The organism is Collinsella sp. BIOML-A6, assembly GCF_009875845.1.
GTDB lineage: Bacteria > Actinomycetota > Coriobacteriia > Coriobacteriales > Coriobacteriaceae > Collinsella > Collinsella aerofaciens_H.
This window is the reverse complement of the sequence record NZ_WWSL01000008.1, coordinates 36,637-56,195: the sequence shown is the minus strand read 5'-3', so window position 1 is coordinate 56,195 and position 19,559 is coordinate 36,637. Positions and strand designations below refer to the sequence as shown.

The 19,559-nt window shown below is 60.8% G+C and carries 14 protein-coding genes; 12 read left to right on the top strand and 2 right to left on the bottom strand.

The annotated features are described in order from the left end of the window. The first annotated feature begins 76 nt into the window (after positions 1-76). From GT495_RS04135 to GT495_RS04110, 7 genes are all read left to right on the top strand, one after another. A complete protein-coding gene (locus GT495_RS04135) occupies positions 77-1,309 on the top strand; it encodes an MFS transporter (protein ID WP_161161602.1) in 1,233 nt (410 codons plus the stop codon). A gap of 115 nt (positions 1,310-1,424) precedes the next feature. Further along, positions 1,425-2,282, top strand: coding sequence for an HAD-IIB family hydrolase (locus tag GT495_RS04130; RefSeq protein WP_161161601.1), 858 nt, complete (start codon positions 1,425-1,427; stop codon positions 2,280-2,282). 471 nt (positions 2,283-2,753) lie between these two features. Then, positions 2,754-2,879, top strand: a complete 126-nt coding sequence (locus GT495_RS11005) for a hypothetical protein (protein ID WP_255451709.1) — start codon at positions 2,754-2,756, stop codon at positions 2,877-2,879. A gap of 249 nt (positions 2,880-3,128) precedes the next feature. Then, positions 3,129-3,839 (top strand): TetR/AcrR family transcriptional regulator, encoded by a 711-nt coding sequence (locus GT495_RS04125; protein ID WP_161161600.1) that lies wholly within the window; start codon positions 3,129-3,131, stop codon positions 3,837-3,839. A gap of 11 nt (positions 3,840-3,850) precedes the next feature. Next, entirely contained in the window at positions 3,851-8,632 is a 4,782-nt protein-coding gene (locus GT495_RS04120; RefSeq protein ID WP_161161599.1) for a 2-hydroxyacyl-CoA dehydratase, read from the top strand. 415 nt (positions 8,633-9,047) lie between these two features. Beyond that, positions 9,048-10,007, top strand: a complete 960-nt coding sequence (locus tag GT495_RS04115) for a 3-hydroxyacyl-CoA dehydrogenase (RefSeq protein ID WP_161161598.1) — start codon at positions 9,048-9,050, stop codon at positions 10,005-10,007. A gap of 146 nt (positions 10,008-10,153) precedes the next feature. Then, positions 10,154-10,570: a hypothetical protein gene (locus tag GT495_RS04110; protein ID WP_161162676.1), complete on the top strand. Its 417-nt coding sequence runs from the start codon at positions 10,154-10,156 to the stop codon at positions 10,568-10,570. Here GT495_RS04110 and GT495_RS04105 read toward each other — a convergent pair. Then, positions 10,527-11,666, bottom strand: coding sequence for a DUF389 domain-containing protein (locus GT495_RS04105; protein ID WP_161161596.1), 1,140 nt, complete (start codon positions 11,664-11,666; stop codon positions 10,527-10,529). The genes GT495_RS04110 and GT495_RS04105 overlap by 44 nt on opposite strands. Before the next feature lie 305 nt (positions 11,667-11,971). Here GT495_RS04105 and GT495_RS04100 point away from each other — a divergent pair, with 305 nt between their 5' ends. Both GT495_RS04100 and GT495_RS04095 read left to right on the top strand, forming a co-directional pair. Further along, positions 11,972-14,635 carry a CAP domain-containing protein gene (locus GT495_RS04100; RefSeq protein WP_161161595.1) on the top strand — a complete coding sequence of 888 codons (2,664 nt, stop codon included), beginning with the start codon at positions 11,972-11,974 and terminating at the stop codon, positions 14,633-14,635. A gap of 6 nt (positions 14,636-14,641) precedes the next feature. After that, complete coding sequence (locus tag GT495_RS04095) at positions 14,642-15,424, top strand: hypothetical protein (protein WP_161161594.1); 783 nt, start codon at positions 14,642-14,644, stop codon at positions 15,422-15,424. Between the two features lie 202 nt (positions 15,425-15,626). On the opposite strand, the gene GT495_RS04090 is transcribed toward GT495_RS04095, so the two are convergent. Beyond that, positions 15,627-17,330, bottom strand: coding sequence for an OPT/YSL family transporter (locus tag GT495_RS04090; RefSeq protein WP_161161593.1), 1,704 nt, complete (start codon positions 17,328-17,330; stop codon positions 15,627-15,629). A gap of 289 nt (positions 17,331-17,619) precedes the next feature. Here GT495_RS04090 and GT495_RS04085 point away from each other — a divergent pair, with 289 nt between their 5' ends. The 3 genes from GT495_RS04085 (at position 17,620) to GT495_RS04075 (ending at position 19,531) form a co-directional block, all read left to right on the top strand. Next, positions 17,620-18,471, top strand: a complete 852-nt coding sequence (locus GT495_RS04085) for a type III pantothenate kinase (RefSeq protein WP_161161592.1) — start codon at positions 17,620-17,622, stop codon at positions 18,469-18,471. A gap of 84 nt (positions 18,472-18,555) precedes the next feature. Further along, on the top strand, positions 18,556-19,080 hold the full coding sequence (locus GT495_RS04080; protein WP_117584124.1) for a dCMP deaminase family protein: 525 nt from the start codon (positions 18,556-18,558) through the stop codon (positions 19,078-19,080). A gap of 172 nt (positions 19,081-19,252) precedes the next feature. Then, positions 19,253-19,531, top strand: coding sequence for a NifU family protein (locus GT495_RS04075; RefSeq protein ID WP_118377469.1), 279 nt, complete (start codon positions 19,253-19,255; stop codon positions 19,529-19,531). Positions 19,532-19,559 lie beyond the last annotated feature (28 nt).

Below are 19,559 nucleotides of genomic sequence, written 5' to 3'. Positions count from 1 at the left end.
TCAAGTTGATAAATACATACTACTGGTATGTTTAGGGGGCGGACTTATGGCTGGAATGCGGAGGAGTAGCGTCTCGTTGGAATCAAAAACAGTGCGGTCAATTAGACTCACGGAGCTTCTGGTTGCGCAGCTTTGCGCGTATTCGATGCTGTCGGCGCTGTGCTTTGCGTATCCGCTTTACTTGTTCGATTGCAGCGGATCGTCCACGTTATATGGCGCCGTCGCGGCGATAGCGTTCGTGCCGGGCGTGCTTGCGACTCCGGCTGGCGGAATCTTGGCGGATCGCGGGAGACATCGCGGGGTTCTTGTGGTGCTCGGCATTGTTCTGATGGTTTCATCACTGTTGTTTATCCCCATGAAGCATTCGCTGCCTCTTACCGTTGTCGTGGTAGCAACGCTTTGCGTCCAATATGGCATCCAATCGCTGCTGAAACCGATGCTTCAAATTGAGACGGTGCGCATGACGGGCCAAGAAAAGGTTGAGCGTGCCACTGCGTTGGTCTCGCAGATAACCATGGCGAGCAATATCTTGGGGCCTGTAGTCGGGACGGCGGTCTATGGGTGCTTTGGTATCGATGCTCTATGCGAAACCGCGGCGGCGACGTTTGCGATTTCAGCTTTCTTGTTTGGGGTCGCACTCAAGCAAAATGCCTCATCTGAAACGATGGGAGACGGCGCGACTCGTACGACATGTCGAAACGATTTTCGGGAGTCGATTCGGTACCTGTTTCAAAACGCATCATTGCTCGTTGTATTTTTACTTGCGGCTGTTTTAAACCTTGCGTTAGTTGGGTTAACGATTGGTGCCCCCGTTATTGTTGTAAAGCACCTCGGAATGCAGTCATCCTTTGTTGGGATTATTGAGGTGGCTATGGGCTTGGGTGGTCTTGTCGGCAGTGGTGTGGTCGGTATGAGGCCGCATCGTTTCTCTTTCAAGGGCATATGTCGATATGTTGCGATGATCTGTTTTGGAGTCGTGCCGATTATTGTCACGCTACTGAGCGGTCCTGATGAATTAGCGTTTGCTGCGCTTGCGGCCGGCTCGGCATGGGTTATGGCGTGGGCAAGCATTACATCGGTCGAAATCGTTTCATTCGTTCAGCGGTCAGCGCCAAAGGAACTCTGCGGGAAAGTGCTGGCACTCGTTTATATGACGCTTTCCTGTGCAACGCCTATTGGCCAATTGGTTTACGGGCTCGCATACGATCGATGGACTCCGGCGATTGTATTCGCAGGCATGTTGGCGGTGCTGACGTTGACGACGGTGCTGTTTTATCGGCTGAAAAGTCGCTTGTGGCGATTGTCTTAAGGCGCTGGGGCACCGTGAATGAGCGGAAGTATTGTCTCGCCGCGCCGGGATGTCATTGTTCGGGCATGCCTCTCCTTCGTCTACAATATCGTGCAGACGAAGGAGGGGCATGCCCATGATCAAGATGTTTGCGAGTGACTTAGACGGAACGCTGCTGAACGCTCTGCACGAGGCAGATGGGACCATCCGCCGTGCCATTCGCGAGCTGACCGAGGCTGGCCTGCATGTGGTTCCCGCGACCGGACGCTCGACGCTACCGATCGGCGAGCATGGCTTTACGGGCCTGGCGCTTGACGCCTGCTGCTCCAATGGGTCCATCGTGCGCGACAGCCATGGCGAGGTGCTCAAGACCTGGACCATCGACCCACAGATTACCGAGGAGCTGCTCAAGGAGTTCCCGGATATTTGTTTTGACTGCTCCACGCCCGATGGCATGTTCTCGAGCGGTTCGTTCGAGATGCACCAGGCGGGTTTTAAGAAGGACAGCCCTATCAAGCGCATCGTGATGCGCGGTATGCGTGCACGTGGCGGGTACCACGAGGAACAGTATTTCGACCAGTCGATCGGTGACATCCTGCGCCACGATGTGTGCAAGATCAACTGCCGCGTGATCTTGCCCGAGCTGGAGAGCGACCTTAAGGCATATTTGGCCGAGCGATCGGACCGCGTGGTCAACGCGCCGTTCGATCCGGTGATGTTCGAGATCACGGACGTGGCGTGCAACAAGGGCGAGAGTGTGGCCTGGCTGGCGGGCTACTACGGCATTGCCGAGGATGAGGTCGCGGTCTACGGCGACGGCGGCAATGACATAGCCATGCTCAAGCGCTTCCGTCACAGCTATGCCACCAAGAATGGCAGTGACGCGGCAAAGGCCGCCGCGAGCGCGACCATCGGCAGCTGCATGGTCCACGCCGTCCCCAAGCACATGCTCGCCACCATGCATAAGCAGAACTCTCGCACCATCATCGAATAATGTGACAAAGGGACTGCTCCTTTGTCGCATGGGAGATGCCGGCTTTTGGCGTATGGGACTGTTACGCTTTCGCCACCAACAAATATCGAGTTATTCGGCCTGTCGGAGGTCGTTAAATGGCTAAAGATGCCCTCTCAGGAACATTCATGCCTCTAATGGTGTTTGATTCGGTGACGTAAGTGAGCAAATGGGCATGTATGCGCTCAAATAAGGACAAAAACTCTCAGATAATCCCGGCGGTGCATTTATACAGAACCAGCAGCGTGGCCGAATAACTCGAAAAATGTAGGTAGCAGTTCGGCGATAAGCTCGGGTATGGCAAAGGAACTGTTCCTTCGCCATACTCGAGCTCCGATCTTCTGAAATGCGAACAAACATTCGCATATCTAACTGCGCTTTGATAGAATCGGTATCGTTGACGGCAGTTCCATGTGCCGGGCAGCGCCCTCCATCTGATGGGAGGTGATGCCCATGACCGATTTGATTGATTTCGTGAGGCTTCTGACCGCTTTGGTCTCGCTTCTCACGATGCTTATCGGGCTTTCCGAGGCACTCAAGCAGCGTTCGAAGCAACGTAAAAGGGGTCGCCGCCGCTAAGGCGTTGACCCCTTAATCCAAGCAACGGCGCTGCCCAGCTTAGCAGAACTTGGGCTGCCGTCGACACCATTCTACCCACGAATGACATTTTGGACAATCGGTAATGCCGCTCCAAAAGACAGGCGGGTTGTGGCAAAGGGACAGTCCCTTTGCCACAACCCAAATATTGCCTTTACGTGTTGATGCACACGGTGTGCAATAATACTCGCACTGTGCAATAGCGCACAGGCTGAGTAACAAGGAGGACGCTTGTCCCAGCTCGAGAAATGCGATCGCCGGTCCCTTCGCTCGCAGCGTGCCCTTCGCCAGGCGCTTGCCGGCGAACTTGCCGAAAGCGGCGATCTTTCGCGCATTAATGTCGCGTCGCTCACCGAGCGCGCTGGCCTTACGCGCCGCACGTTCTATTCGCACTACCGCGATATCCCCGACTTTATCAATCAAATCGAGGACGGCTTGCTGGCCGAGATCCGTGAACGCATTGAGCTCATCATCGCAGCTCAGCTGCCTGATCTCTATCACAACATCGATGAGCTCGAGCCGGCGCCCGGTTCGGTTGAGCTGCTGCGTTATCTTGCGGCCAACCGCGACTTAATCGGTGCGCTGCTGGGCCCGGGCGGCGATCAGGCCTTCATTAAAAAGATCATCGACACCGCCCGCGAGGCCGTGGTGCCGCGTGCGCAGACGGGTATTTTGGGCCTGGCGCTGGGCACATTCTTTGACTACTACGTCACCTACGTCGTGAGTGCCGAGGTCGGTCTGATCCAGCGCTGGTTTGAGCGTGGGCTCACCGAATCGCCCGAGGCCATGGCACGCATTATGACGGTGCTCGCTTTTGTGCGCCCTGGTGACCTGTATGGCCAACCCATCGATATCAACGTGCCGGAATACGGCATGAAGCTATTGAACTTGCAGCTCGAGGACGCGGCCGACACCGCCGCAACCGTCGAGTCCAACAACTAAGAGGAGAGACAATGAGCAAACTCGTCGAGGGCATTAAGGACCGCATGGTCGCTGCCGCACGCGAGGCCGCGCCCACCGTGATGGACGCCGCGCAGAAGGCCGCGACCGCCGCTGCCGAGAAAGTTGCCGAGGCAGTTGCCGAGGCCAAGAACGCGGCAGGGGAGACGTCCGTCGCTATTGAGTCCGCCACCGCCGCTGAGCCCGTAGCCGCCGCCCACGCCCCCGAAGGCGCGATCTTCAACCCCGAGAACGCTCGTGGCAACCTGCACCTGGGCATCGACGTGGGCTCCACCACCGTTAAGCTTGCCGTGCTCAACGACGACAACCAGATCGTCTACGCCAAGTACCAGCGCCACCACACCGACGTCCGTGCCTGCGCCCGCGACCTGTTCGAGGGCGCTGCGACCGTGTTGCCGACGGCCCAAATGACCTGTGCCATTACCGGCTCGGGCGGCCTGCTGCTGTCTCAGTGGCTCAACCTGGAGTTTGTCCAGGAGGTCATTGCCAGCAAGCGCGCCGTCGAGATCCTTATCCCGGCCACCGATGTCGCCATCGAGCTGGGCGGCGAGGACGCCAAGATCATCTACTTTGACAACGGTATCGAGCAGCGTATGAACGGCACCTGCGCCGGCGGCACGGGCGCCTTCATCGATCAGATGGCAACCCTGCTGCACACCGACGCGAGCGGCCTCAACGAGCTCGCGGCCAACGCCACCACCATCTATCCCATCGCCAGCCGCTGCGGCGTCTTTGCCAAGACTGACGTGCAGCCGCTGCTTAACGAAGGCGCCCGCCCCGAGGACGTGGCGGCCTCCATCTTCCAAGCCGTCGTGACCCAGACCATCTCGGGCCTGGCGTGCGGCCGCCCCATCCGCGGCAACGTCGCCTTCCTGGGCGGCCCGCTGCAGTACCTCTCCGAGCTGCGCCACCGCTTCTACCTCACGCTCAATCTGGACGAGGAGCACCGTATCGTGCCCCAAAACGCTCACCTGTTTGTGGCGAGCGGCGCCGCCATGGCGCACGAGTCCAACAAGCTCAGCACGTTCCCGCAGCTCATCGAGGCCATCGACAGCTTGGGTGACACGCAGGGTGCCGAGGTCGAGCGCCTTGATCCGCTCTTTGCCACCGACGAGGACTTTGCCGAGTTCAAGACCCGCCACGACGCCGAGGTCGTCCCCAAGGGCAAGCTCGATGGCTACACCGGCCGCGTGTTCATCGGCATCGACGCCGGCTCCACCACCATGAAGGCCGCGCTCGTGGGCGAGGACGGCCAGCTGCTGCACACCTGGTACGGCAACAACAACGGCGACATCCTGGGCACGGCCAAGGTCATCATGGCCGATTTCTACAACCACATCCCCGCCGGCTGCACCATCGGCCACGTGACCACCACGGGCTACGGCGAGGCGCTGCTCATCGAGGCCCTCAAGGCCGATTCCGGCGAGATCGAGACCGTTGCGCACCTGCGCGGCGCCAAGGCATTCCTGCCCGGTGTCGAGTTTATCCTGGACATCGGCGGCCAGGACATGAAGTGCCTGCGCGTCAAGGACGGCGTGATTGAGCACATCATGCTCAACGAGGCCTGCTCGTCGGGCTGCGGCAGCTTTATCGAAAGTTTCGCCGTGTCTATGAACATGGACGTGCGCGCGTTTGCCGACGCCGCCATTCATGCCAAGGCTCCGGTCGATTTGGGCAGCCGCTGCACGGTCTTTATGAATTCGCGCGTCAAGCAGGCACAAAAGGAAGGCGCCACGGTGGGTGACATCGCGGCCGGCCTGTCCTATTCCGTCATCAAGAATGCCCTGTTCAAGGTCATTAAGCTGCGCGACCCCAAGGAGATCGGCAGCCAGGTGATCGTCCAGGGCGGCACCTTTATGTCCGATGCCACGCTGCGCGCGTTTGAGCAGCTCACCGGCGTTCATGCCGTGCGTCCCGACATCGCCGGCTGCATGGGCGCCTACGGTGCGGCCCTGCTCGCCCGCGATCGCGCCGGCGCCGACGGCACTTCGACCATTCTTTCCGCCGAGGACATCGCGCACCTCACCGTGACGCAAAAGCATGTCCGCTGCGGCCGTTGCTCCAACAACTGCCAGCTCACCGTCAACGATTTTGGCGGCGGCAGGCGCTTCATTACCGGCAACCGCTGCGAGAAGGGTGCCGGCCACAAAAAGCAAAAGACCGAGGCCCCCAACCTCTTCAAAAAGAAAAACGAGCTGCTCTTTAACCGCGAGGTGCTGAGCCCCGACGAGGCCCCGCGCGGCACCGTCGGCATCCCCCGTGCGCTCAACATGTACGAGAACTACCCCTTCTGGCACGCGTTCTTTACGCGCCTAGGCTTTAGCGTGCAGTTGTCCGACCAGTCGAGCAAGAAGACCTACCAGGCGGGCATCGAGTCCATGCCGTCCGAGAGCGTGTGCTATCCGGCCAAGATGAGCCACGGCCACGTGATGAACCTCATCGACCGCGATGTCGACTTCATCTGGATGCCGTGCGTGCGCTGGGAGCGCAAGGAGGATCCGACCGCCGGCAACTGTTACAACTGCCCCATCGTCATGAGCTACCCTACGGCGCTGGCGCTCAATATCGACGAGATCCGCGAGCAGAACATCGAGTTCCTGTATCCGTTTGTGCCGTATCACGACAAGACCGAGCTCAAGCGCCGCCTGTACCAGGTGCTCGCCGTCGACCGTGTGGCCGATGCTGAGGCCGGTCGCGGTCGCGTACGCGGTCCCAAGATCACGCGCTCCGAGGTCGATGCCGCCGTCAACGCCGCCTTTGAGGCCGATGCGCGTTTCCACGAGGACATCCAGACCATGGGCGAGGAGGCTCTTAAGTGGGTCGAGGACCACGGCGGTCACGGCATCGTACTCGCCGGCCGTCCTTACCACAACGACCCCGAGATCAACCACGCCCTGCCCGAGCTTATTTCGAGCTTTGGCTTTGCGGTCTTTACCGAGGATTCGCTCGCGCATCTCGTGAAGCCCGAGCGCCCGATCCGCGTCGTCGACCAGTGGATGTACCACAGCCGCCTGTACGCCGTCGCCCGCTTTGTGACGATGCGCAACGACCTGGACCTGATCCAGCTCAACTCCTTCGGCTGCGGTCTCGATGCTCTGACCACCGACCAGGTGCAGGAGATTCTGGAGGCCAGCGGCAAGATCTACACCGTGCTTAAGATCGATGAGGTATCCAACCTAGGTGCCGCGCGCATCCGCATCCGCTCGCTCATGGCCGCGCTTAAGGACCAGGAGGCCGAGCGCTTGGCCGAGGCCACGGCCGCGGGCGAGGCCTACGAGCAGGGTGTTGCCGCGCCGGTGGCGCCCTCCACGGATGCCCCCGCGTTCGCGAGCCGCAAGTACACGTTTGAGGCTCAGCGCGAGAGTGCTTCGACCGCGTGGCCCAAGGTACCCTTTACCGAGCAGATGCGCGAGGAGGGCTACACCATCCTGTGCCCGCAGATGGCGCCGATTCACTTTGACCTGGTCAAAGAGGTGTTCCGCGGTGCCGGCTACAACTTGGAGCTGCTGCCCTCGACTGACCACGATGCCGTCGAGGCCGGCCTGCGCTACGTGAATAACGACATCTGCTATCCGTCGATCCTGGTGACGGGTCAGATCATGGAGGCCATTGAGAGCGGTCGGTACGACCTGTCCAAGACGGCCGTGGTTATCAGCCAGACCGGCGGCGGCTGCCGTGCCACTAACTACATCGCGCTCATTCGCAAGGCCCTGCGCGAGAGCGGCCACCCCGAGATTCCGGTGATCTCGCTTTCGGCCGTGGCGCTCGGCGAGGATAACCCCGGCTTTAAGATTACGCCGGCGCTGCTTAAGCAGGCCGTGTACGCGGTGCTCTTTGGTGACGTGATGATGCAGATGCTCTACCGCTGTCGCCCGTACGAGGCCACGCCCGGTGCCGCCAACGCGCTCTACGAGGAGTACATGGCGCGTGCCCGCAAGCTGGCGCCCAAGTTTAACCGTCACAACTACACCAAGCTTGCGCGTGAGGCCATCCGCGCGTTCGATACCATGCCGCTTGTGGGCAAGGGCACCAAGCCGCGCGTGGGCGTGGTCGGCGAGATCTTGGTCAAGTTCCACCCCACGGCCAACAACCACGTGGTCGATGTCATCGAGCGTGAGGGCTGCGAGGCTGTGGTACCGGGCCTGCTCGACTTCTTCCTGTACTCCATGAGCAACGCCGAGCTGCAGAAGGACGAGCTGGGAAGCTCTGCCACTACGCGCGCGGGCATGCAAGCGCTCATCAAGCTTGTGGACTGGATGCGCACGCCGGTGGAGGAGATGCTCGAGAAGTCCCGCCGCTTTGAGGCGCCCGAGCGTATCGGCACCATGGCGGACAAGGCCCGCACGGTGCTTTCGGTGTGCAACAACATGGGCGAGGGCTGGTTGCTCACGGCCGAGATGCTCGACCTGATCGACCACGGTGCGCCCAACATCATCTGCACACAGCCCTTCGCGTGCCTGCCCAACCACGTGGTGGGTAAGGCTGTGATCAAGGAACTGCGCCGTCAGCACCCCGAGAGCAACATTGTCGCGGTGGACTACGATCCCGGTGCGTCCGAGGTCAACCAGCTCAACCGTATTAAGCTCATGATCAGCGTGGCCAAGGAAAACCTGCGCGCCGGCAAGGGCTTTAAGCTCGAGAAGGTGGCGCCGCTCGCGATGGACGAGGTTACCGGCCAGATGCGTGCCCACGACGGCTGCGCGAGCTGCGGCTCGGTCGACGAGAGTGCCGTGGCGTCGGTCGCTGAGCGCCTGGGACGCGGCATTAAGAAGTAGCTGACCTGCTTCGAGTCGGATATAAGACAAACGGGTGGCAGCCGTACCGGTCACCACCCGTTTTTACTGGACATATGTTGCATAAATGGGCTTGTTGACGCCTTCGGCGGACTCGTATTTCAGAAGTGCGGGGAAAAACTCCAAGCCTCCGAGCACACTGCTCTTATGAGCTCTCGTTACCTGCGGTTTTGTTGCTAAAAAAGTCGGTCTGGTCGGCGAAGCTCAGTTTTTCACCGCACTTCCGAAAACGACGGTCCTGCGGCACGAAAAATGGCCTGTAAAGCCCTGAGATAATGAAAAGGCGTAGCCGTTCGCCGCAAGCAACCGTCCGTTTATAGAACCCACCTCCAGCGTGCAACCCTCTTACGGTTGAATAAATACACATCTATGGAATTACGTAAGAGAGGACCGTTCCATGAGCTACAAGACCGTTTGTGTTGCCGGTGGCGGCGTGCTGGGAAGCCAGATTGCCTTTCAGGCCGCCTACTGCGGCTTTGATGTGACGATCTGGCTGCGCAGCGAGGGCAGCATCGGCCGCACCCAGCCCAAGATCGATCATGTGCGCGAAGAGTACATCGCGGCAATCGAGGGCATGGCGGACGGCACGGGCGAGTGGTGCGCCGGTATCGCCGATAGCACCCAGCCCTTCGACAAGGAGGCGGCGCTCGCCGCCGTCGAGCGCGCCTACGCCACACTCAAGCTGGAGCTCGATCTTGCCAAGGCAGTGGCCGACGCCGACCTGGTCATCGAGTCTATGGCCGAGGATACCCAGGCAAAGATCGACTTCTACAAGAAGCTCGCCCCGGTTCTCCCGCAAAAAACCATCATCGTCACCAACTCCTCCACGCTGCTGCCGAGCACCTTTGCCAAGTACACCGGCCGTCCCGAGAAGTACCTGTCGCTGCACTTTGCCAACTCCATCTGGAAGAACAACATGACCGAGGTCATGGCGCAGGACCAAACCGACAAGCGCTACTTCGACGAGCTCGTCGACTTTGCCAACGACATCCGCATGCTTGCCCTGCCCGTTAACAAGGAAAAGAACGGCTACCTGCTCAATTCCATGCTGGTGCCGTGGCTGCTTTCGGGCCTGGACCTGTATGTCTCGGGCGTCAGCGACCCCAAGAGCATCGATCTCGCATGGACGCGCGGCACCGGCGCTCCCAAGGGGCCGTTCCGCGTGTTCGACACCGTGGGCATCCAGACGGCGTACAACATCGTCATGCAGTACCAAAAGGTGCCGGGCCTGGTGAGCCCGCTGCTCAAAAAGATGATGATGCCCTACAACTTTAAGGCCATGGCCTCCGTTCTCAAGAAAATGCTCGACGAAGGCAAGCTGGGTGAAAGCTCGGGCGAGGGCTTCTTCAAGTACTAAACGATTCTTTGGGGGGCGGACCGCGCCCCCAAAGCCGTGTTTCTGCGCCGTTGCAAGCTTAAGCTACCGCTCAGGGGTGTTTGTTAAGCTGCGGACCAATATTGGACAGGGCTGGGCAAACGCCATGGTATATGAGACAAGCGACGGTGGCATTCAAAGACGGTAACGATATGGAGTTGAGTGACAAAGACAGCGGGTTGCTCACGCGCCGAGCGGCTCTTGCGGGTGCGGCGGGCGCGCTAACGCTTGTCGGGACGGGGCTCATGGGCTGCTCCGCTGTCAGTGCCGGCGCAAGCGACGCATCTACCGCGAGCAATGAGCTCACCGACGAGCAAAAGAAGCTCCACAATCAGATCGTCGCGACCTACGACGTCGAGAAACATGCCGCCATCAAAGAGCAGCTCGATGCCGAATGCGCTGCAGGCGGCTACGACGAAACTGCCCCGTTTGTCAAAGCCGATCCCTTTGGTACCAACATCCTGAGTTGCTACGTCCGCTTTGAAACATCCCGCGCCGGCATCACTGCACATCGAACTCCACGCGATCGAGCTCGGGCACATTGAGGTCGATGAGCTTGCGGGCGACATGACGGTCGCGTGCCCCAAGCGCCTCGCTTGTCGTCACGTGGGCGACAATCTCGCGCTCGACAAGGCCCTCCTCGTCGCCTTCGGTAGCCGAGGTCTCGACGGCGACGGTGTAATCCTTAAAGCCCGGAAGCACCGCGGCGAGCTCGCGCGTAGTTTCGGTGACGCCGTAGCCGTCCTGCACGCCGGCCTGCGCCGAGCCAATGGACCTCGCGGTCATAACGATGCAGGGGATGGCAAAGACTACCGTGCCCACAATGATGCGGCGGCGCACCTTGCGCGATAGCTCGTCGACCTCGGCGTTTTCTTTGGCAGTCACAATACCGTCGCCGTTCAGGTCGCGCTTGAGCGGCACGCGCAAAAGAAGCAGCACGGCTTCGGTAGCCAGTGCGATAAAGACCACGTTGATGCCAAACTCATAAAGCGCCGAGAGAAACAGCGACCCGCTCGCGATGGCAATGCCGTAACCAGCCGCGCACAGGGGCGGCATGAGCGCGGTCGCCACGGCTACGCCGGCAATGAGTGTTGCGGGTTCCTGGTCGCGCGAGTTGCCCAGCCCGCCCGCAAAGCCGCCCGCGAGCGCGACGGCAAGGTCCCACACGGTCGGTGTCGAATTGTCGATGATGGCGGCCGTGGTGGTGCCAAGGGGCGAGAGCTTAAAGTACAACGTGGACGTGACCAGGCAAAAGGCCATCTGCAGAGCCAAGCCCGCGACGGCCTCGACGGCAATCTCGCGGTCGAGCGTGGCGATGCCGTATGCCATGGCAAGGACTGAGCCCATGAGCGGGCAGATGAGCATGGCTCCCACGATGGCGATGTCCGAGTCGATATCGAGGCCGATACTCGCGATGAGCATGGCGATGATGAGGATGCACAGGTGAGAGCCGGTCAGCCGCGCCCCGTTTACAAAGCGCTTGCGAATCACGTGGTAGGGCGCGCGACCCTCACGAATATTGAATGCCTGCTTTAGAAAGCGGCTTGCGTTCTCCATGGCCTCGCTATGGGCGGGGCGGATGCCATGGCGCCGATGATGGCGCTCGCGCAGTCGCTTGATCTGTTGTTTGTCGAGCTCCATGTTTACCCCATTCTGGCACGGGCCGCATATCCCGCCCGTCGCCCTTACTCTACACCGTGGCGGGCGGGGTGCTAGTTGGATGCCGGCTGGCAGGGCGGATGACGTAAGAACAAGCGTACATGGCAAACTGGACGCTGCCTCATGAAAATATGATTTACGAACGCCCTCATATGTGTCGAAATTGTGATGTCATGAGGTGTTAGTTTCAAAAACTTCGCCGGTGACCAATGTTGCGCAACAGAATTCAAAAATCAGCTCCTACATTTTGATGCGTATGGATACATCCGTGTCAAAGGGAGAAAGCCATGGCAAACTACAGTCCACAACACTTTGAGCCTCGGGCAAAGGCCGTCAACGTCAAGGGCGTTGCTAACCGTGCCGTCGCAACCGTTTTGACGGCGGGCCTCATCGCTCAGCCGCTCATGTCGCCGCTGGCGGCAATCGCCGCACCGTCAACCGATAACGGCGATTCTGTTCAGGGGGGTAGTTCTGTAGAGAACACCGTTGCCGCCGGTAACCAAGCGGTCGCAAAGACGGCTGCCCAGCTTGCCGAGGAGTCGGCAAAGCAACTCAAGGCCGCCCAGGAGGCCTACAACGCCGCCCAGAAGAAGGTTGATGCCGCAGCTCAATCTCAGCAGCAGGCCCAGCAGCACAGAGACCATGCTACTAAGGCCCTGAGCGACAACACGGCCGAGCAGAACGCGGCAGAAGTCGCCGCGCTTCAGGAGAAGATCAACGAGCTTAAGGCGGCCGTCGACAAGGCCGAGCAACAGCAAAAGAAGCTGGGAGACCTGAACGACCAGCTCGATCAGGCCAATAAGAGGGTCGATGACAAGACCCAGGCGCTCAAGGATGCCAACACAAAGCGCGACGAAGCTAAGAAAGCCCTCGATGACGCCGAGGCCAAGCTCGAGGCCATAGGCATGGATAAATACGAGGCCGCCAAGAAGGTCGTCGAGGACGCGCAGGCAAAATTCGATGCAGCGAACGCCGATGTGAAGACTGCCGAGGGTGAGCTCGATGCCGCTAAGACGGCTGTCTCCAATGCCCAGCAGGCAAAGAGGGATGCCGAGTCTGCTCTGACATCCGCTCAGGCAAAGAAACAGCAGACCGCCGCTGCCCTCGCTACTGCAACCACCGCACGTGACAACGCCCAGCAGAAGCTGGATCAGGCGCAGGCCGCGCTCGATGCCGCTACTTCTGGCACGGGTGTCGATCTGGATGCGCTCGAGGCTGCTAAGAACACCGCCGCCAACGAGCTTGCAACCGCGCAGAGCGCCCTTGACGCCGCGACTGCTGCCGACGCAACCGCCCAGGCGAACCTCCAGGCCGCACAGGCCGCCGTCCCCGCCGCTCAGGAGCGCGTCAACGCCGCGAACACCGCCGTCACGACCGCGCAGGCTGCATACGACGAGGCGAACGCGAAGCTCAGCGATGCGACCGGCAAGTACACCACCGCTAAGACCGCATACGAGCGGGCGCAGCAGACCGAGGGCGACAAGAAGGCCGAGTACGACCGACTCGTCGGGATCCGTCAGCAGAAGCACAGCGAGTGGGAGACGGCATGCGCTGAATCCGATGCCGCCAAGAAGGCATACGATGCCGCGAACGCCGAGGTCGAGAAGCTTAACCAGCAGATTGCCGACCTCAAGTCGAACATGACCGTAGACCAGAATGTCATCAGCCAGGGTATGTTCGGCTTCATGAACTACATCATTGGCGGCAGCCAGTTCACAGCCACGCAGAAGTCGAATGCAAGCACTGCCGTATCGATGCTCATGGGGACGACGGATAAACAGGACTGGTATGACAAGTACGTCGATCAGGACATGTCTCGCGACACCAATCCGCTTTCCTTGGAGCAGATGCGCAACGCCCTGACTTACCTCGATACCCAGAACAACCTCCGCAAGGCGAACGGTCAGTCGGAGCTCAGCGTCAGCCTCCGCATGACTGCGGCAGCCGCCCTTAATGCATCATATTCATCGAACATCTGGGGACACTCGAACTGCTATTTCGATCAAGGTGAGAACCTTGCAGGCGGCGGTGGAGCATACACCGGAGGCGAGACCGAGGATACCCTCGGCTGGCCATATACCGGTCTCTACACCCAGGAGAAAGAGGCATTCGATAAGTACGTCGAGCAGTATGGCGACGAACTCGGCAGCCACCGATATGATTCCTACTATATCTACCAGCACTACAACAGCATCTACCATGAGTGCGGACACTATCTCAACATCATCGATGCCGGCGCGAAGGCTATCGGCATCGCAACCGGTAGTGGTAAGAACACCGATTCCGAGGTAACCATTTTCGACTATAGCGGGAGCACGGGGCAGAAGGACTTCACTGTCTCCGAGTTCAAGAAGCTCGTCACCGACTACATCGATTCCGCCTACAATGCAGGCGGCACGCAGGAGCAGAAGGAGCAGCTGAAGCAGCTTCAGAATAAGTTGGCAGAGGCACAGAAGAACTTCGGGACTGCTGGAACGGCTTATTCTAACGCATTGGATAAGCAAGAAAGCGCTCGCGATGCCTATACCGCGGCCGACACGGACGTGAACACTGCCAAGGGCGAGTACGAGAAGGCTAAAGCCGGCACCGCCGCCGCGAAGACGGCATACGACGCCGCCGAAGCCAAACTCAAGGGTATCGACGTCAAGACGCCCCAGGCCAAGCTCGATGCCGCCAAGAGCGAGGCTGCCGCTGCCCAGTCCGCGCTCGATGCCGCCAACGCAAAGGTCCCCGAATGCCAGAAGAAGGCGCAGAAGACTGCTGCTTACAAGGCCGAGGCGAAGACCGCTCGCGATGCCGCCAAGGCAAAATCCGACCAGGCCAACGAGGCGTATGACAACGCCACTGCTTCGGTCAAGGACCTTACCGCCAAGCGCGATGCCGCAAGGGCAGATCTTGCGAGTAAGCGAAGCGCGGTTGATGATGCCAAGAAGGCCGACGACGCCGCTTAAGCTGAGATGGAGCGCGCCCAGGCTGCGCAGACCGCTGCCGCAACGGCTCTCGCAAATGCTCAACAGGAAGTCTCCAACAAGCAGCAGGCTCTGTCCAACGCCCAGGGCAAGGTCGCGACCGCGCAGACCGCGCTCGACGCAGCGAACAAGGCATTCCAGCGCTATGCCGCAGCCCAGAAGGCTGTTGACGACGCCAAGGCAGCTTATGATGCTGCCGTCGCCGGTGTCGCCGATGCCCAGAAGCAGCTCGAGGCCGCCAACGAAGCAGTCGTCGATGCGAACCTCGAGATCGTCAAGGCCAAGGCCGAGCTTGCCAACGACGAGGCGCTCAAGGCCGATCTTGAGGCTGTCGACCACAAGGCATCCCTTGCCGCGGGCACGACGGGCAACGAGAAGCTGGTCAATCTGAACGCTGCCTACGCTCGCTATAAGGCCGCCGTCGATGCCGCCGCTGGCCTCAAGGCTGCTCTGAGCGATGCCGATGCCAAGCTGTCCGATGCCAACGACGCCTATGCCGCCGCGCTTGCCGAGCTTGGCGATGCCAAGGATGCCCTGGCTGCCGCGCAGGCCGAGTACGACAAGTATCATCCCAAGGCTGAGCTGCAGGCCAAGCCTCAGGTTGCGCAGGCTGCTGCAAAGGCTCCTGTCGCCAAGAAGAAGGCCGCGTCGGCCGCACTCGCCCAGACTGGCGATGACTCCGCACTTGCAGGCGAGGTGTTCGTCATCGGCGGCATAACGCTTGTGGCCGCGGGTGTGACGCTGGGTGATCGTCGTCGCAAGCAGATGTAGCGTTTCGAGCGTAGATTCTGCAACGAACTGCGGTTCATAGCAGGAACGCTTCGATAACTAAACCGATAAGGCCGGCGCGCTGTTAAACGCAGTGCGCCCGGCCTTTCTTTGTTTCGATATAAAAAAGCCCGGTCGGCAGCCGCAAAAGCTACCGACCGGGCAAGCCGTAGGCAATATGGTTGCTGTCGAGCAGCTGCTCAGCTTAGCCCAGCAGGCTTAAGCCCACGGAGACAAACGCCAAGATAACGCCGACGACGGACTCGCCGCCCAGCAGACCGCTGGCAACGACCAGGCCCTGCTCCTGGAAGGCAGCATCCTTGGCGGCCTTCTCCTCGTCCGAAAGACCGGCGGCGGCGTCGCGGTGTGCGGCCCACTTGTCGTAGGCGAGCTTGATGCAGGAGCCCAGGAAGGCCGTGAGCGACATGTAGAACGGCAGGTACACGCCCAGGCCGATCATCATGGCCGGAATGCCGAGCCAGTACATGACGATGCCGGCGATAAAGCCGCCTGCGAACCACGGCACGCTCGGGATGCCCGAGACCATGGTGGCGACCACGCTTGCCTGCGCGGCCACAAAGCTCTTGTCGGGGCCGAAGGCGTCCGGACCATAGGCGGTGACGAGCGCGACCATGACGGCTGCGGCGACCAGGGCACCCACGATGCCGCCGATGGCCTGGCCGACCCACTGCGCGCGCGGGTTGGTGCCCAGCACGGCGCCGGCCTTAAAGTCGTTCATGACGTCGCCCGCAAGGCCGCACGCCACGGCAACGATGCCGGCGATAAAGAACAGCTTGACCTGCGCGAGCTGCGCGAAGGCTGCCACGATGAGCATGACGATGAGGCCAAAGATCTCCATGGGGTCGATACCCGTCTGACCGCAGCTCTGAGCGCTCATGATGGTGGTGACAAAGGTGAACAGCGTGACGATGACGGCCGGGACGGGACCGAGGTCGAGCGCGATGGCAACGATCACGGCGATGGCGGCGGTGCCCAGGCCGATGATGCCGGCGTCGAGCTTAAGGGAGCCCGAGATGAGCGACTGCTCGTCGGTGTCGCTGGAGCTGTCGGCGGCGAGGCCGCGGACGATACCTGCGACCTGCGGCAGGATGTCTTTAAGGACGACGGCGACGCCAAAGCCCATCATAAGGCCCATACCCAGGGACTTGACGACACCCTGCGCGGTCACAACATCGAAGAGGCCGGCAGCGGTACCGCCGACGATAATGCCAAAGTTGCCCAGCAGCGCGCCGGCAAACCAAAAGGCAACCGGGGCGAAGCCCACCAAAAAGCCGATGGACAGCAACATGGGCGAGTTGTAGATGCCAAAGGTCACGCCGGGGATATTGAGCGTGCACAGCATGCTGGGCACCACGCCCAGAGCGTCGCGCAGCACGCTGTAGATGCCGGCGATGGCCATGGAGCCAAAGAGCTGCTTGCCAGTCTTGCCGCCGGCCTCGGTGGCGCGCAGAGTCTGAGCTGCGGCGTTGCCGGTGGGGAACTCCAGCGCGGCGTCCACGATAAAGTGACGGTGGATGAGCGCTGTCGCCAGAAGGCCCAAGATGGTGCCGGCGAGTGCCACGATAAACATGTCGAGCCAGCTGATCTGGTCGGCATAGCCCAGCATCCAGGCGCCCGGGATGGTAAACGCCAGTCCGCCGGCGACCATGGCGCCCGCGGACATGATGGTGTGGGTAACGTTGGCCTCGTTGAGACTGGCGTTGCCCATGAGCTTCAGGAAGAACAGCGAGATGACGGCAGCGAAGATGATCGGCCAGGGGAGCGCACCCATCTTGAGGGCGGTATAGGCCGAGCTTGCCGTGATGATCATGCAGCCAAGGACGCCGATGACGACGCCGCGCAGCGTGAGTTGACCGCGCATCGAGGTGCGGTTCGAGGGATTGCTCATATAGAACTCCTTTGCGTATATCCGCTTCCCCCGGGAGCGCCGCTACGGATACGGCGCGGGAAGTCGGGTTACCAAGGGCCGCCGCGTGAGCTCGCGCGCGACCGCGCACCAGTATAGCCGCAAGCTAGTTAATTTGGGACGGGGCTTTTTTAGCTGCCCCGAGCAAAGCCGAAGGATAATTATTCTGGGACGGGGATTTAAAAATCATTAGGTACGCAATGATTTTTAAATCCCCGTCCCAGAATAATCATCGGGATATACTGCTGGGCAGACGAGAGGAGCGCCGACGATGCTTAATGGGTGCGCATATATATTGACGGTCGACGTGGGCAACACGTTCATTCGCTTTGGCCTGTTTGCAGAGGATTCGGCCGCGGCGCAGGAATGTCCGCTTGCGACGTGCGAGATCACGACGCCGGCCCGTATTACGGCCGACGAGGCGCGCATGCGTCTCGTGCAGGTCATGGCCGCACTGGCGGCCGATGCGGGCATGCCGGGTGCGCTTGTGCCCGCGGCTGCTGTGCTGAGCTGTGTGGTCCCGGCGCTCGAGCGCCCGTGGAAGGCGGCACTTTCCCGTACCTGCACGGGGCGCGTGCTCACGGTGGGGCCGGGACTTAAGACCGGCATGCCCGTGCGCTACGACGATCCCGCCGAGATCGGCCCCGACCGCATCGCCGATGCTGTGGCGGCCCGCGCCGTCTACGGCTCGCCGTGCATCGTGATCGACCTGGGCACCACGACCAATATCGAGGTCATCGACGCGCACGGCACCTTTGTCGGCGGCGTTATCGCGCCGGGGCTGGCGCTCGGTGCCCGTTCACTCTCGGCCGCTGCGGCGCGCCTACCCCAGGTTGAGCCCTCGGCGCCGACACACGTCATCGGCCGCAACACGCGCGAGGCCATGCGCTCGGGCGTGGTTTTGGGCGAGGTGGCCCGCATCGACGGCATGCTCGACATGGTGCTCGCCGAGATGCGCGCGACCAAGATCGCGGGGGAGGGCGATGTGCCCATCGTCATTACCGGCGACGATGCCAAGGCGCTTGCGGCCCTGGTCGGTCATAGCCTGACGGTCGATGACGCGTTGACGCTGCGGGGTCTCGCCGAGCTCTACCACATCAACCAAAAGCCCCGCCGCGTGTAAAAGTGAGGGCGCCGGTGGGACAAACGCCCCCACCTTTCACCTGCTACAATAGGTCAAACTATTGCGATTTCGGAGGTGTCTGCCATGTCGGACGATCTTCATCAAACCGCGTCGGGCAAGCGCCGCGACGTTATTAGCTGGGATGAGTTCTTTATGAGTGTGGCTATCGCCGCGCAGCGCCGCAGCAAGGACCCTAACACGCAGGTGGGCGCGTGCATCGCCAGCACCAACCACCGCATTCTATCGGTGGGCTACAACGGTACGCCCTCGGCGCTCAACGACGACTTTTTCCCGTGGGGCACAAGCGACGACCCGTTGCAGGATAAGCACAACTACGTGGTGCATGCCGAGGCAAACGCCGTGCTCAACTACCGCGGCTCGCTCAAAGACCTTGAGGGTTCCACGGTCTACGTCACGCTGTTCCCGTGCCACGACTGTGCCAAGATCCTGGCGCAGGTAGGTGTAGGCGAGGTTGTCTACCTGGACAACAAGTATGCCGACACCGATGACGGCCGTATCAGCCGTCGCATCCTCGACTCCTGTGGCATCAGCTACCGCCAGGTTATCGTCGATGTCCAGATTGGTACCGGGGGACAGGCTCGGCAGTAGCGCGTGGCAACGCCAGCTGGCAACAGAAGGCAGCTAAAAGAGCCCCGTCCCAAATTGACTGCTCGTGAAAGTCGCGTCTGCGCGCATGGACGGCTCGTGAGCGGGTACATGGCTGTAGTAACATAGCTTCTGTCCGCGGGCGCGCCCGCGTTATTGTGAGAAAGGAGCCCCTGTGGCTGTTAACGAAGAGCTGCTTAAGAAGGTTCTTGAAGAGATTCGCCCCAACCTGCAGGCCGACGGCGGCGATATGGAGTATGTGGGCGTCGACGACGAGGGCGTCGTCAAGCTGGAACTGCAGGGCTCCTGCGCCGGCTGCCCCATGAGCTCGCTGACTCTGTCCATGGGCATCGAGCGCATCCTGAAGGAGCATGTGCCCGGCGTTACCCGCGTCGAGCAGGTCAATGCTTCCGGTGAGGCCGACGACCTGTACGACGAGTACGCGCCGTTCTAAGATGCGAAGGCTGCGGACGACATACTCC